The sequence below is a fragment of the Sulfitobacter sp. 1A13496 genome (assembly GCF_043557225.1).
GTDB lineage: Bacteria > Pseudomonadota > Alphaproteobacteria > Rhodobacterales > Rhodobacteraceae > Sulfitobacter > Sulfitobacter faviae.
On sequence record NZ_JBIFFP010000001.1, the window covers coordinates 1,334,841 to 1,347,245 of the forward strand.

14 protein-coding genes are annotated in these 12,405 nt (G+C 64.7%); 7 read left to right on the forward strand and 7 right to left on the reverse strand.

Features of this window, described 5'->3' with window-relative positions; genetic code table 11:
- The first annotated feature begins 89 nt into the window (after positions 1–89).
- The 4 genes from ACGYLX_RS06595 to ACGYLX_RS06610 all read left to right on the forward strand — a co-directional run bounded on the left by ACGYLX_RS06595 (position 90) and on the right by ACGYLX_RS06610 (position 3,934).
- Positions 90–461 (forward strand): hypothetical protein, encoded by a 372-nt coding sequence (locus ACGYLX_RS06595; RefSeq protein ID WP_394448029.1) that lies wholly within the window; start codon positions 90–92, stop codon positions 459–461.
- Positions 458–796 (forward strand): helix-turn-helix transcriptional regulator, encoded by a 339-nt coding sequence (locus ACGYLX_RS06600; RefSeq protein WP_243260815.1) that lies wholly within the window; start codon positions 458–460, stop codon positions 794–796. The genes ACGYLX_RS06595 and ACGYLX_RS06600 overlap by 4 nt, the downstream gene beginning before the upstream one ends.
- Positions 789–1,847: a YeeE/YedE family protein gene (locus ACGYLX_RS06605; protein ID WP_394448031.1), complete on the forward strand. Its 1,059-nt coding sequence runs from the start codon at positions 789–791 to the stop codon at positions 1,845–1,847. The genes ACGYLX_RS06600 and ACGYLX_RS06605 overlap by 8 nt, the downstream gene beginning before the upstream one ends.
- 65 nt (positions 1,848–1,912) lie before the next feature.
- Positions 1,913–3,934 (forward strand): PhoX family protein, encoded by a 2,022-nt coding sequence (locus ACGYLX_RS06610; RefSeq protein ID WP_394448033.1) that lies wholly within the window; start codon positions 1,913–1,915, stop codon positions 3,932–3,934.
- 99 nt (positions 3,935–4,033) lie between these two features.
- Here ACGYLX_RS06610 and ACGYLX_RS06615 read toward each other — a convergent pair whose 3' ends face one another.
- Positions 4,034–5,200, reverse strand: coding sequence for a zinc ABC transporter substrate-binding protein (locus ACGYLX_RS06615; RefSeq protein ID WP_394448035.1), 1,167 nt, complete (start codon positions 5,198–5,200; stop codon positions 4,034–4,036).
- An 83-nt stretch (positions 5,201–5,283) separates the two neighbouring features.
- Between ACGYLX_RS06615 and ACGYLX_RS06620 the strand changes: the two genes are divergently transcribed.
- From ACGYLX_RS06620 to ACGYLX_RS06630, 3 genes are read left to right on the forward strand one after another with little or no spacing between them, the layout of a single operon-like run.
- The gene (locus tag ACGYLX_RS06620; protein ID WP_067267520.1) at positions 5,284–5,763 is read left to right on the forward strand and encodes a Fur family transcriptional regulator; all 480 of its coding nucleotides are present in this window, start codon (positions 5,284–5,286) and stop codon (positions 5,761–5,763) included.
- Positions 5,760–6,518, forward strand: a complete 759-nt coding sequence (locus ACGYLX_RS06625; protein WP_394448037.1) for a metal ABC transporter ATP-binding protein — start codon at positions 5,760–5,762, stop codon at positions 6,516–6,518. Before ACGYLX_RS06620 ends, ACGYLX_RS06625 begins: the two co-directional genes overlap by 4 nt.
- Complete coding sequence (locus ACGYLX_RS06630; protein WP_394448039.1) at positions 6,511–7,317, forward strand: metal ABC transporter permease; 807 nt, start codon at positions 6,511–6,513, stop codon at positions 7,315–7,317. The genes ACGYLX_RS06625 and ACGYLX_RS06630 overlap by 8 nt, the downstream gene beginning before the upstream one ends.
- Before the next feature lie 18 nt (positions 7,318–7,335).
- On the opposite strand, the gene ACGYLX_RS06635 is transcribed toward ACGYLX_RS06630, so the two are convergent.
- The 6 genes from ACGYLX_RS06635 to ACGYLX_RS06660 all read right to left on the reverse strand — a co-directional run bounded on the left by ACGYLX_RS06635 (position 7,336) and on the right by ACGYLX_RS06660 (position 12,351).
- Positions 7,336–7,734 carry a RidA family protein gene (locus ACGYLX_RS06635; RefSeq protein ID WP_067267516.1) on the reverse strand — a complete coding sequence of 133 codons (399 nt, stop codon included), beginning with the start codon at positions 7,732–7,734 and terminating at the stop codon, positions 7,336–7,338.
- A 23-nt stretch (positions 7,735–7,757) separates the two neighbouring features.
- Positions 7,758–8,447 carry an ABC transporter ATP-binding protein gene (locus ACGYLX_RS06640; RefSeq protein WP_394448041.1) on the reverse strand — a complete coding sequence of 230 codons (690 nt, stop codon included), beginning with the start codon at positions 8,445–8,447 and terminating at the stop codon, positions 7,758–7,760.
- Positions 8,444–9,199, reverse strand: coding sequence for an ABC transporter ATP-binding protein (locus ACGYLX_RS06645; protein ID WP_394448106.1), 756 nt, complete (start codon positions 9,197–9,199; stop codon positions 8,444–8,446). The genes ACGYLX_RS06640 and ACGYLX_RS06645 overlap by 4 nt, the downstream gene beginning before the upstream one ends.
- A gap of 4 nt (positions 9,200–9,203) precedes the next feature.
- Positions 9,204–10,187: a branched-chain amino acid ABC transporter permease gene (locus tag ACGYLX_RS06650; RefSeq protein ID WP_394448043.1), complete on the reverse strand. Its 984-nt coding sequence runs from the start codon at positions 10,185–10,187 to the stop codon at positions 9,204–9,206.
- Between the two features lie 3 nt (positions 10,188–10,190).
- The gene (locus ACGYLX_RS06655) at positions 10,191–11,108 is read right to left on the reverse strand and encodes a branched-chain amino acid ABC transporter permease (RefSeq protein WP_136720382.1); all 918 of its coding nucleotides are present in this window, start codon (positions 11,106–11,108) and stop codon (positions 10,191–10,193) included.
- 97 nt (positions 11,109–11,205) lie between these two features.
- Positions 11,206–12,351: an ABC transporter substrate-binding protein gene (locus ACGYLX_RS06660; RefSeq protein ID WP_209218724.1), complete on the reverse strand. Its 1,146-nt coding sequence runs from the start codon at positions 12,349–12,351 to the stop codon at positions 11,206–11,208.
- Between the last annotated feature and the right edge of the window lie 54 nt (positions 12,352–12,405).

Genomic DNA, 12,405 nt, shown 5'->3' on the forward strand with positions numbered 1-12,405 from the left:
CCGCCCGCGCCGCGCCGGTCCGCCGCGCTTGAACAATTCACATATTCAAATTACGTTGAGTGTCGTCCAAACGTCAATCAGGCAAGCCGATGATCCGCACACTGACCGCTCTGAGCTTCGCGGCGCTGACCGCCCTGCCCGCCCGGCCCGTCGAGGCGGTGGAACTGGTCATGGTCGAACAGCCCGGCTGCATCTATTGCCAACGTTGGGACGAAGAGATCGCCCCCGCCTATCCCAAGACCGCCGAAGGGGCATTCGCCCCGCTGCGCCGCGTCGATATCTCGGCCGTGGAGGAAAGCGTCACCCCGCAGCGTGCGGTGCTCTTCACCCCGACCTTTTTGCTGGTCGAAGACGATGTCGAATTGGGCCGCCTAGAAGGCTACCCCGGTGCGGAGTTCTTCTGGCCCATGCTTGATACGCTCTTGCACGACAAGACCGATTTCGAGGACCCGACCGAATGACAGCCCTGCCCGTGATTACCCCCGACATGTCCGAAGAGGACATGGACCGGATGCTGACCAACGCCGTGACCGCGTCGAACTTCCTTAAGGCGATCAGCCATGAGGGGCGGTTGATGATCCTGTGTCACCTCGTTTCGGGAGAGAAGTCGGTGAGCGAGTTGGAAGCCCTGCTCTCGACCCGGCAAGCCGCCGTATCGCAGCAACTGTCGCGCCTCAGGCTCGAAGGGCTGGTGACTCCGCGTCGGGACGGTAAAACGATCTACTACCGGCTTGCCGATGACCGGCCCCGCAAAATGCTGGAACTGGTCTACGAATTGTTCTGCAAGGATGATTGAGCTTTGGGGCCAGCCGCTGACCGCCGCCCTTCTGGGCGGGCTGGGCGGCGTGTTGCTGGGCCTCGCCGCACGATTGGGGCGGTTTTGCACCCTCGGCGCGATCGAAGACCTGCTCTATGGCGGATCGGGCGGCCGGATGCGGATGTGGGGTCTGGCCATCGGCGTGGCGATGCTGGGCAGTTTCACGCTTGCTAGCTTGGGGCTGATCAACCTCGACCGCGCCTTTCACCTGACGATTGCCTTCTCATGGGCGCCTGCGGTCTTTGGCGGGCTGATCTTCGGCTACGGCATGGCGCTGGCGGGCACCTGCGGCTTTGGCGCTTTGGCGCGGCTTGGCGGCGGGGATCTGCGCGCCTTCGTGATTGTCTTGGTCATGGGACTTGCGGCCTTTACCGTACTCTCCGGCCCCCTCGCCCCGGCACGCGCCCTGCTCTTCCCGCGCCAGATGAACGCCGGGCCGCCCGATGGGATCGCCCATGCGATCGCCGCGCTTACCGGCGGATCGGTGGCGCTGATCGGCATTCTGCTGGGCCTTGCGGTCTGCCTGCTGATGCTCAGCGCCCGCAGCTTTCGTGGCGATCTGCGCAAAGTGTTCTGGGGCGCTGTTGCCGGGCTTGCCATCACCTCGGGTTGGGCGGGCACGGCGTGGCTGGCGCAAACCGGTTTTGGCGCGCAGACGCTCATGTCGCATAGCTATGCGGCACCGGTCGGTGAAACTCTGCTCTATGCGATGCAAGGCTCGGTCCGCCCGCTGAGCTTTGGCATCGGCTCGGTCGCCGGGGTCTGGGTCGGAGCCTTTCTGGGGTCGCTCTGGCAGGGGCATTTCCGCTGGGAAGCCTGCGAAGACCCGCGCGAACTCCGCCGCCAGATTTTTGGCGCAGGGCTGATGGGCGCAGGTGCGGTGATCGCCATGGGCTGCACCATCGGGCAAGGCATCTCGGCCATCTCGGTGCTGGCCTTTAGCGGGCCGGTGACCCTCGCCGCGATCTTTGCGGGCGCGGCTTTGGGCCTGCGCCAACTCATCGTAGGATTTCGCCGCAGCCCAGTCTGACGCGTCATAAAACCGTGACAGTCATGGTGCAAATGGAGGCCAGCCAAGTCACCTGAGGAAGCATGATGACCCGCCGCGAGATTCTCAACGACCCCGCCATCGGCAACAAGGCCGAAGCCTTTGAGGCCTTCGACGACATCCCCACCAACGCGAACCTGTCGCGCACCATCGGCGATGTGATCAACGCCCGCTATGGCCGCCGCGACATCCTGCGCGGAATGCTTGGGGTTTCGGCCACCACCGCCCTTTTCGGCAGCGCCGCCGCCATCGCCCCGTCCAAGGCCCGCGCCGCCGAAAGCCGCTACGTCTTTGACGAGCTGGCATGGGGCAATGACGAAACCCACCACGTTGCCCCCGGTTATGACGCGCAGATCCTGCTGCGGTGGGGCGATCCGATCACCGCCGATGCGCCGGAATTCGACGTGATGAACCAGACTGCCGCCGCGCAGTCGAAGCAGTTCGGCTATAACAACGACTACGTGGGCTTCGTGCCCCTGAACGACGACGGCAGCCGCGGGCTGCTCTGCGTGAACCACGAATACACCAACGAAGAGGTCATGTTCCCCGGTCTTGGCCGTCAGGACAAGGTGAACTTCAAAGGCATGACGCCTGAGTTGATCGACATCGAAATGGCCGCCCACGGCGGCTCGGTCGTCGAGATCGCCCGCGATGCGGCGGGCAAATGGCAAGTGGTGCGCGACGGCAAGATGAATCGCCGCATCACCCCGCTCGACACTGCGATGACGCTGAGCGGCCCCGCCGCCGGTCACGCGCGGCTGCAAACCAACGACGACCCCAGCGGCACCAAGGTCATCGGCACGCTCAACAACTGCGCGGGCGGGCTGACCCCTTGGGGCACATGGCTGATGGCCGAAGAGAACTTCCACGGCTATTTCTGGACCGACAAGCTGGATGCCGACGGCAAGCCCGACATCACCGGTGCCGCGGAAGAGAAATCTTGGGACCGTTACGGCGTGCCGGGCATGTGGTACGCTTGGGGCCAGAAACACGACCGTTTCAACGTGGACGCCGAGCCGAACATGCCCAATAAGTTCGGCTGGGTCGTTGAAGTTGACCCGATGGACCCGACCTCCACCCCCGTCAAACGCACCGCTTTGGGCCGTTTCCGCCATGAGGGCGCCGAGACCACGGTCAGCAAAGATGGCAAGCTCGTGGTCTATATGGGCGACGACAACCGCTTTGACTATCAATACAAATACGTCTCTGCGGGGACCGTCTCCGATGATCCGGCGGCCAATGGCGATCTGCTGGACGATGGCACGCTTTATGTCGCGCGGTTCGAAGAGGACGGCACGATCAACTGGCTGCCGCTGGTGCATGGTACGGGCCCGCTGACGGCAGAGAACGGTTTCAATGACCAAGGCGATGTGATGATCGACACCCGTCTGGCCGCCGACCTGCTGGGTGCCACCCCGATGGACCGCCCCGAAGACGCGCAGCCGCGCGGCGATGGCACGGCCTATATCCTGCTGACCAACAACACCAAGCGCAAGCAGGGCGACACCAACGCCGCCAACCCGCGCCCGGAAAGCAGCTTTGGCCATATCATCGAGATCAAGGAAGCGAATGCCGACCACGCTGCCACCAGCGGCACATGGTCGATCCTCGTGCAATGCGGTGACCCAAAGGTGGCCGAAGTCGGCGCCCAGTGGAACCCCGAGACATCGGAGAACGGCTGGTTCGGCAGCCCCGACAACGCCGCGATGGATGCCGACGGGCGGCTCTGGATCAGCACCGATCAGGGCAGCAGCTGGGGCAAGACCGGCAAATCCGACGGGCTCTACGCGCTTGAGACCGAAGGCGAGGCGCGCGGCACCTCGAAGCTCTTCTTCCGCTGCCCCGTGGGCGGTGAGATGTGCGGCCCCTACTTCACCGAGAATGGCGAAACGCTCTTCGTCGCGGTGCAGCACCCGGGGACGGATGGCACCAAGGACATCCCCGGTTTCGAGCGGGAAAGCACCTTTGAGGACCCGGCCACCCGCTGGCCCGACTTCGACCCCAAGATGCCCCCGCGCCCTGCGGTGGTCGTCATTACCAAACAAGGTGGCGGCAAGATCGCCGTCTGATCAGAATTCTATAAAAGTCATTTCAGCATGTAAGATGTGGTGCAGCTTCCCCGGCTGCACCACTTTTTATTGGGCTGCTTCTATTAGCCAGCGCCTAAATCAATCCGACAGGCAGTCAGACATGCTCTGCGCCATGCCGCGCAGCAGATCGGGGTAGAAAGAAACACCCAGTTCCAGATCCGCGCCGATCGGGTCGAGCGTGCCGGTCCCGGTCTCCTGGCCTTCGGTCACGGCGGCAATCAGGCCGGGGTTGAACTGTGGCTCGGCAAAGACGCATTTCGCGCCGCTCTCGGCCACCAAGTCGCGCAGTTCTGCTACACGCGCAGCTCCCGGGGCGCGGGCGTCATTTTCGCTGATGGCACCACGGGCTTCGATGTCGAAACGCGCTTCGAAATAGTGGTAGGCGTCATGGAAGACGATGAAGGGGCGTTCTTTGACCGGGGCGAGAGTCTCGGCGATGTCTTCCTCCAAGACTGCAAGCTCGGCCTGAGCGGCCTCGGCGTTCTCACGGTATTGCGCGGCGTTCTCAGGGTCTAGCTCCGCCAGCGCCTCGGCGATCTGGCCCAGCCAAAGCTGCCCGTTGCGCGGGTCGAGCCAGACGTGGGGATCGTCGCCGTCATGGGCGTGATCGTGACCTTCATGGCCGTGGTCCTCATGATCGTGGTCGTCATGGCCGTGGTCGTCGTGATCCTTCTCGCCATGTCCGTGATCGTCATGATCCCCGTGGTCGTGCCCCTCGTGGTCATGCGCCTCGTGATCGTGGTCGTGGTCGCCGTGGTCATGCTCTTCGTCATGTTCCTCGTGACCATGCTCTTCGTGGTCATGTTCCTCGTGGTCATGACCGTGGTCATCCCCTTCCTCGGCGTGATCATGACCCTCATGCCCCTCGTCACCGTGGCTATGCGGCTCAAAGGTCGCCCCTTCGCGGAAGGCCAGAACCCGCGTACGGGGCTGCTCCATCAAGGCCAGATGGCTGGCGCTGCTGGCCAGCGATTGCAGCGGATCGGCCAGCCATGGGGTCAGCGACGGGCCGACCCAGACGACCAGATCGGCCCCGCTCAGCGCGCGTGCCTCGGAGGGGCGCATGGCATAGCCATGGGGCGAGCTGCGCGGCGGCACGATGAGGTCGGGCGTGCCGACCCCTTCCATCACCTGCGACACCAGCCCATGCACCGGGGCGATATCTGTCGCAACGGCGGGGACATCCGCCCAAAGCGGCGACGCGGCAGCGGCGAGAACGGCGGCGGGGAGCGTGAAACGATACATGGCAGACCTTCAAAATGTTATAGTATCACCTTGCTAACACCGCTGTTATAACATATCAATACCGAAACGAATTGAGGTTCCCCATGCGCCCCATAGGATTTAGTGATCATGACCACGCCGCCTGCGTACGGAGCACCATGCAGGTGGCCGAAGCGCAATGCGCCGAACGCGGGCTGCGGCTGACCCCGGTGCGCCGCCGCGCGCTGGAGATCCTGCTGTCGGAACACCGCGCCTTGGGCGCCTATGACCTGCTCGCCCGCCTGTCAGCCGAGGGGCTGGGCGCGCAGCCCCCCGTGGCCTATCGCGCCTTGGATTTTCTGGTGAAAGCCGGGCTTGCCCATAAGATCGAAGCGCTCAACGCTTATGTTGGCTGTGTGCACCCGGGCGAGGATCACGCGCCCGCCTTTCTGATCTGTCGCAGCTGCCGCTCGGTGGCGGAGGCCGATACAACCCCGAACAAAAGCCGCCTTGGGGATGCCGCCCGCGCCGCAGGGTTCCGCATTGAGCGCAGCGTGGTCGAGGCCGAGGGCCTCTGCCCCGCTTGTCAGGAGCCCGGTGCATGAGCCTGATCAATACCCGCGGCCTGACCCTGCGCCACGACGGTCAGATCGCCCTGCGCGACGTGAACTTCAATATCGACACTGGTGAGATCGTCACCATCGTCGGCCCCAACGGGTCGGGCAAATCCAGCCTGCTGCGCGCGCTGATCGGCGCGTTGAAACCGGCGGCGGGCAAGATCACCCGCAAACCGGGGCTGCGCATCGGCTATGTGCCGCAAAAATTGCAGATCGACGCGACCCTGCCGCTCACCGTGCGCCGTTTCATCAACCTGCCCCGCCGCCAAAAGCCCGAAGCGATCCGCGACGCGCTGGCCACCGCTGGCGTGCCGGAACTGGCAGAGCGGCAGATGGTCGACCTGTCGGGCGGGCAATTCCAACGCGTGCTGCTGGCCCGCGCCCTGCTGGAAAGGCCCGATCTGCTGATCCTCGACGAGGCGACGCAGGGGCTGGACCAGCCCGGCTCCGCCGCCTTTTACCGCCAGATCGAAGCCGTGCGCCAAGACCTCGGTTGCGCCGTACTGATGGTCAGCCACGATCTGCATGTCGTCATGGCGGCCAGCGACCGAGTGCTCTGCCTCAACGGCCATGTCTGCTGCGAAGGCACGCCCGAGACCGTCTCCGAAGCGCCCGAATACCGCGCCCTCTTTGGCAGCGGCACCCAAGGGGCGCTGGCGCTCTACCGGCACGATCACGACCATCACCACCACCATCACGGCGCCGCCTGTGACGGCCACCACCAAGAGACTGAGAATGCTTGACGATTTCATTCTGCGCGCCGCTCTCGCTGGATTGGGCGTGGCGCTGGCCGCCGCCCCTTTGGGCTGTTTCGTGATCTGGCGGCGCATGGCCTATTTCGGCGATGCCACCAGCCATGCTGCCCTCTTGGGCGTGGCACTGGCGCTGGCGACCGATCTGCCGATCACCGCGGGCGTGCTTTTAGTGGCGCTCGTCATGGCGCTGGTGATCAGCACGCTGTCGGGCCGCAATGTCAGCGCCGACGCGCTTTTGGGCGTGATGGCCCATTCAGCACTGGCGCTTGGTTTGGTGGCTGTCTCACTGCTGCCGGGACAGCGGGTCGATCTGTCGTCCTACCTCTTTGGTGAAATCCTCGCCGTAACGCGCTTTGACCTTGGCGTGATCTGGGGCGGTGCCGTGGCGGTGGCGCTTTTGCTGGCCTGGCGGTGGTCGGCGCTGCTGGCGGCGACGCTGAACCCCGATCTGGCGCAGGCCGCGGGCGGCAATCCGCGCCGGGAGCAGTTGATTCTGACGCTGGCGCTGGCAATCATGGTAGCCGTGGCGATCAAAGTGGTCGGCGCGCTGCTGATCGCGGCGATGCTGATCATCCCCGCCGCCACTGCCCGCCCCTTTGCCCGCACCCCGGAAACCATGGCTTTTTGGGCCATGGGTCTGGGCGCGGTGGCGGCCCTTGGGGGGCTGCTGGCCTCGCTGGAGTTCGACACGCCCACGGGACCCAGCATCGTCAGCATCGCGGCGGGTCTCTTTGCGCTTTCCTCGGCCTGTTCGGCGGCCCTTCCGGCGCTGCGCCGCCGGGGGTGACCCCGACGGCGGCTTGGCTTAGCGCGCGATCACCGCGTCGGCTTCGATCTCAAGCTTGGCCTCATCTTCGACCAGACCGGCGACGACCACCATCGCCATGGCTGGGAAATGCTTGCCCATGACCTCGCGATAGGCGCGGCCCACGTCCTTTTGCGCAGCGAGATATTCTTTCTTATCCGTGACATACCACGTCAGCCGGGTGATATCCTCGGGCGTGCCGCCGGCGGCTTCGACCACGTCGCGGATGTTTTGCAGCGCCTGTTTCATCTGGCCGATGAAATCGTGGCATTCAAACTTCTGCTCGGCGGTCCAGCCGATCTGACCGCCGACGAACAGATGACCATCCGCGCTCAGCACGCCGTTTGCATAGCCTTTTGCGGGGGCCCAACCTTCGGGCTGAATGATTTGATGCGACATGTCGTGTTCCTTTTTGTTAACAGTCACACGCCGAGGAATTGGTCGGCGATTTGAGTATCGAGCGCAGGCATCGGACCGGCCCAGACCGAGCGGCCCCGTTCGAGGATGACGGCGTGATCGGCCACGCGCCGCAGCTCGGCGAGGGATTTGTCCACCACCAGAAGCGCCAGACCGCTGTCGCGCTTCAGCTCGGCCACGGCGGCCCAGATTTCTTGACGCACCACCGGGGCCAGCCCCTCGGTCGCCTCATCCAACAACAGGAGTTGCGGGTTGGTCATCAGCGCGCGGCCAATCGCCAGCATCTGCTGCTCCCCGCCCGAGAGCGAGCCTGCCGCCTGATCCCGCCGCTCCCCCAAGCGGGGGAAGAGCTTGACCACACGCGCCTCATCCCATGGGCCGGGGCGCGCGGCGGCGATGAGGTTTTCATGCACCGTCAGCGTCGCGAAACAGCGCCGCCCCTCGGGCACCAGCCCCACCCCGGCCTGTGCGGCGCGAAACGACGGCAGCCCCGCGATGTCGCGCCCATTCAGGCGCAGGCTGCCACCGCTGTGCTTCAGCATCCGGCAGATCACCTTGATGGTCGATGATTTGCCCATCCCGTTGCGCCCCATCAGCGCGCAGACCTCGCCCGCCTTCAGCGCCAGATCGACGCCGAAAAGCGCCTGTGTCGGCCCGTAGGAGGCGGTGATGTCCTTCAGTTCCAGCAGGCTCATGCCGCGTCCTCCTCGCCCAGATAGGCCACGCGGACCTGTGGATCGGCCTTGATCTCGGCCGCCGTGCCGCTGGCGATGATGCGGCCGTAGACCAGCACCGAGATGCGGTCGGCGAGTGCAAAGACCGCGTCCATGTCATGCTCTACCAGCAGGATCGGCGCCTCGGCCCGAAGGCCGTCAAGAAAGCCGGTCATCTCGCGAGAGCCGCTTGCGCCAAGCCCGGCCATCGGTTCGTCCATCAGGAACACCTTGGGCCGCAAAGTGAGCGCCACGGCGACCTCAAGCTGGCGGCGTTGGCCGTGCGACAGGTCCGATGTGCGCTTGGCCGCGTGATCGGCAAGCCCCACCAGTTCCAGCGCGCGCATCGCCTCGGCCCGCAACGCCGCCTGCCGCATCACCGGGGCGAAGAAACGCATCACCCGGCCCGATTGGCCAAGCGCGCCCAGCACCGCGTTTTGCAGCACCGTGTATTCCATCGCCAGCGAGGAGATCTGGAAGGTCCGCCCCAGCCCGGCCCGCGCACGCTGCACCGTGCTGAGCGGCGTCACGTCCTGCCCCGCGAAATGCACCGAACCACTGTCCGAGCGCAGCCCGCCCGCGATCTGCTTGATCAGCGTCGACTTGCCCGCCCCGTTGGGGCCGATGAGCGCATGGATCTCGCCCGGGCGCAGGGTGATGGAGACATCATCCGTGGCCTTCAAGGCGCCGAAGCTCTTGTGCAGGTTGCGCACGTCCAAAAGTACTTCAGTCATCCGCTCAGTCATGGGCCACCTCCCGTCCGGCGATGAGGCCGATCATGCCGCCCCGGGCAAAGAGCACCACCATCAGCAGCAGGAAGCCAAGGTAGATGTGCCAGAACTCCGACAACCCGCCCAAGACATGCTCCAACAGGATAAACAGCGCCGCCCCGGCCACCGGGCCAAACAGCCGCCCCACCCCGCCGAGGATCACGAAAATCATGATCTCGCCCGAGGTCTGCCACGAGAACATCGTCGGGCTCACGAAACGATTGAGATCGGCGAAAAGCGCGCCCGCCAGTCCGGTGACAGCCCCCGAGATGACAAAGGCCACCAGCCGCAGGCGGAAGGGTGCGAGACCCACGGCCTCGACCCGCTCGGCATTCTGGCGGGCTGCCGAGAGTGCCAAGCCAAAGGGCGCGCGCGCCAGACGGCCCGCCATGAGCAGCACTAGCGCCAGCACGGCAAAGGCGATGGCAAAGAAGGTCAGCGGATCAAGCGTGTTCAGCCCCGGAAAGCCGTTGCGCACATAGATAGACAGCCCGTCCTCGCCGCCATAGGCCGGCCAGGAGATCGAGAAGTAGAAAAGCATCTGCCCGAAGGCGAGCGTGACCATGATGAAATAGACCCCCGAGGTACGCAAAGACAGCGCCCCGATCAGCAGTGCCGCCAGCGCGGAGACCACGATCGCCACCAGCCAGATGATGGGCATCGACTTCGTGCCCTCGATCAGGAAAGGGCTCTCCATGATCGGCGTGTAGCTTTGCGCATGGGCGGCGAGGATGCCCATGGCGTAGCCGCCAAGACCGAAGAAGGCGGCGTGGCCGAAGCTCACCAGCCCGCCGAGACCAAGCGCGATGTTCAGCCCCACGCCGGCAAGGGCGAGGATCGCGGCCTTGGTGGCCAGCGTGATGATGAAAGGCTCGTCCAGCGCGAAGGCCGCCAGCGCCGTGACCGGCAGGAGCAGGAAGAGAAAGACGTTTACAAGTGTTTCGCGCATCATGGCTCAGGCCTCCCCAAACAGGCCGGTGGGCTTGAACAGAAGAACCCCCGCCATGAGAATGTAAATTGACATGGAGGCGAGCGAGGAGCCGACGGAGGTGGCCGCCGAAGCCTCCATGAAATTGGCAAAGAACAGCGGCAGCAGGACCGAGCCCAGCGTGTCCGTCAGCCCCACCAGCAGCGCGCCGATAAGTGCGCCCTTGATCGAGCCGATGCCGCCGATGACGATCACCACGAAGGCAAGGATCAGCACCGGCTCGCCCATGCCCACTTGCACCGACTGGATCGCGCCCACCAACGCCCCGGCGAGCCCCGCAAGGGCGGCCCCGAGCGCGAAGACCAGCGTGTAGAGCTTGGCGATGTCGACGCCGAGCGCCGCGATCATCTCGCGGTCGGCCTCGCCCGCGCGGATCTGGATGCCGATGCGGGTGCGGGCGATCAGCAGGAAGAGACCGGCGGCGATGGCAAGCCCCACGCCGATGATGACAAGGCGGTAAAGCGGATACTGGATGCCGCCCGGCAGCGTCACCGGCCCCGCCAGCGCGGCGGGAATGTCGAGAAACAGCGGGAAGGAGCCGAAGAAGAAGCGCGTGCCCTCGGAAAAGATCAGGATCATCGCGAAGGTCGCCAGAACCTGATCGAGGTGGTCGCGGTCATAAAGGCGACGGATCACCGTCATCTCGATCAGGCAGCCCGCTAAGGCGGCAGCGGCAAGTGCGGCCACCAGCGCAAGAAGGAAAGACCCGGTGGCCGCCGCCACCGCCGCGGCGGCAAAGGCGCCGACCATGTAGAGCGAACCATGGGCGAGGTTAATGAGCCCCATGACCCCGAAGATGAGCGTGAGCCCGGCGGCCATGAGAAACAACATGACCCCGGATTGGACCCCGTTCAGCACCTGTTCGACGAGCAGGATGAATGACATTTGGCAAAGCCTCCCGGCGCGCCGGACGAAGCCCAGCGTGAAAGCGTTAGTTTGTCGGCCCCGGCGTGACCGAAATCAGCGCCGGGGCCGCGCGGGATTACATCTTGCAGTCGGCCGCGTAGGCGTCAGCGTGATCGGTCAGCGAGGGGCCAATGAGCTTGTTGGTATAGACATCGCCCTCCTTGACCACTTCGCGCACGTAGTAGTCTTGGATCGGGTGGTTGTTGTTACCAAAAGAGAATTTGCCCCGCACGCTGTCGAAATCAGCCTCTTTCAGCGCCGCGCCAAAGGCCTCGGCATCCGACACATCGGCCTTTTCCATCGCGCTCAACAGCAGGTTCGCGGTGTCATAGCCCTGGCTTGCGTAGAGCGAGGGCAGACGGTCGTATTCCTCCTGAAAGGCTTCGACAAAGGTCTTGTTGGCCGCGTTGTCGAGGTCTTTGTTCCACTGGCTGGTGTTCTTGATCCCAACAGCGGCTTCGCCCACGGCCTGAAGGATGCCCTGATCAAAGCTGAAGGCCGGACCCACCACCGGCAGTTCCACGCCCGAATTGGCGTATTGCTTGAGGAAGGAAATCCCCATGCCGCCGGGCAGGAAGAAGAAGACGCTGTCGGCGCCCGAGGCGCGGATTTGTGCGATCTCGGCGGCGTAGTCGGTCTGGCCCAGATCGGTATAGACCTCGCCCGCCGCTTCGCCCTCATAGGTGCGTTTGTAGCCGGTCAGCGCGTCCTTGCCCGCCGGGTAATTCGGCGCCAGCATGAAGGTGTTCGCGTAGCCCGCGTCATTTGCATAGGCGCCCGCAGCCTCATGCAGGTTGTCGTTCTGCCAAGCCACGTTGAAGTAAAGCGGGTTGCAGCCCTTGCCCGCCAGCGCCGAGGGACCGGCGTTGGGCGAGAGGTAAAATTTGCCCTGCGCCGTCGCCGCCGGCACCACGGCCATGGCGAGGTTGGACCAGATGATGCCGGTCATGACGTCGACCTTCTCGGACTGGATCATCTTGTCGGCTAGCTGAACCGCGATCTCGGGCTTGCGCTGGTCGTCTTCGACCACGACTTCGAGGTTCTCATTGCCCGCCATCTTGGTCGCCAGCAGGAAGCCGTCGCGCACGTCGATGCCAAGGCCCGCGCCGCCGCCCGAGAGCGTGGTGATCATGCCGACCTTCACCTTGCCCTCTTCGGCCCATGCGCCGCCTGCCGCCAATGCCGCGACCGAGGCCGCCATCACCAGTGATTTCATCTTCATTTCAGTCTCCCTTGGTTGATTTGGGCCTCTTTGCCGGGCCCGTTTTGTTGGATC

Excerpts from the sequence above, each read along its gene's own strand:
- ACGYLX_RS06595 (WP_394448029.1), top strand. The coding sequence starts at position 90 with ATGATCCGCACACTGACCGCTCTGAGCTTCGCGGCGCTGACCGCCCTG.
- ACGYLX_RS06600 (WP_243260815.1), top strand. The coding sequence starts at position 458 with ATGACAGCCCTGCCCGTGATTACCCCCGACATGTCCGAAGAGGACATG.
- ACGYLX_RS06605 (WP_394448031.1), top strand. The coding sequence starts at position 789 with ATGATTGAGCTTTGGGGCCAGCCGCTGACCGCCGCCCTTCTGGGCGGG.
- ACGYLX_RS06610 (WP_394448033.1), top strand. The coding sequence starts at position 1,913 with ATGACCCGCCGCGAGATTCTCAACGACCCCGCCATCGGCAACAAGGCC.
- ACGYLX_RS06615 (WP_394448035.1), bottom strand. The coding sequence starts at position 5,200 with ATGTATCGTTTCACGCTCCCCGCCGCCGTTCTCGCCGCTGCCGCGTCG.
- ACGYLX_RS06620 (WP_067267520.1), top strand. The coding sequence starts at position 5,284 with ATGCGCCCCATAGGATTTAGTGATCATGACCACGCCGCCTGCGTACGG.
- ACGYLX_RS06625 (WP_394448037.1), top strand. The coding sequence starts at position 5,760 with ATGAGCCTGATCAATACCCGCGGCCTGACCCTGCGCCACGACGGTCAG.
- ACGYLX_RS06630 (WP_394448039.1), top strand. The coding sequence starts at position 6,511 with ATGCTTGACGATTTCATTCTGCGCGCCGCTCTCGCTGGATTGGGCGTG.
- ACGYLX_RS06635 (WP_067267516.1), bottom strand. The coding sequence starts at position 7,734 with ATGTCGCATCAAATCATTCAGCCCGAAGGTTGGGCCCCCGCAAAAGGC.
- ACGYLX_RS06640 (WP_394448041.1), bottom strand. The coding sequence starts at position 8,447 with ATGAGCCTGCTGGAACTGAAGGACATCACCGCCTCCTACGGGCCGACA.
- ACGYLX_RS06645 (WP_394448106.1), bottom strand. The coding sequence starts at position 9,199 with ATGACTGAAGTACTTTTGGACGTGCGCAACCTGCACAAGAGCTTCGGC.
- ACGYLX_RS06650 (WP_394448043.1), bottom strand. The coding sequence starts at position 10,187 with ATGATGCGCGAAACACTTGTAAACGTCTTTCTCTTCCTGCTCCTGCCG.
- ACGYLX_RS06655 (WP_136720382.1), bottom strand. The coding sequence starts at position 11,108 with ATGTCATTCATCCTGCTCGTCGAACAGGTGCTGAACGGGGTCCAATCC.
- ACGYLX_RS06660 (WP_209218724.1), bottom strand. The coding sequence starts at position 12,351 with ATGAAGATGAAATCACTGGTGATGGCGGCCTCGGTCGCGGCATTGGCG.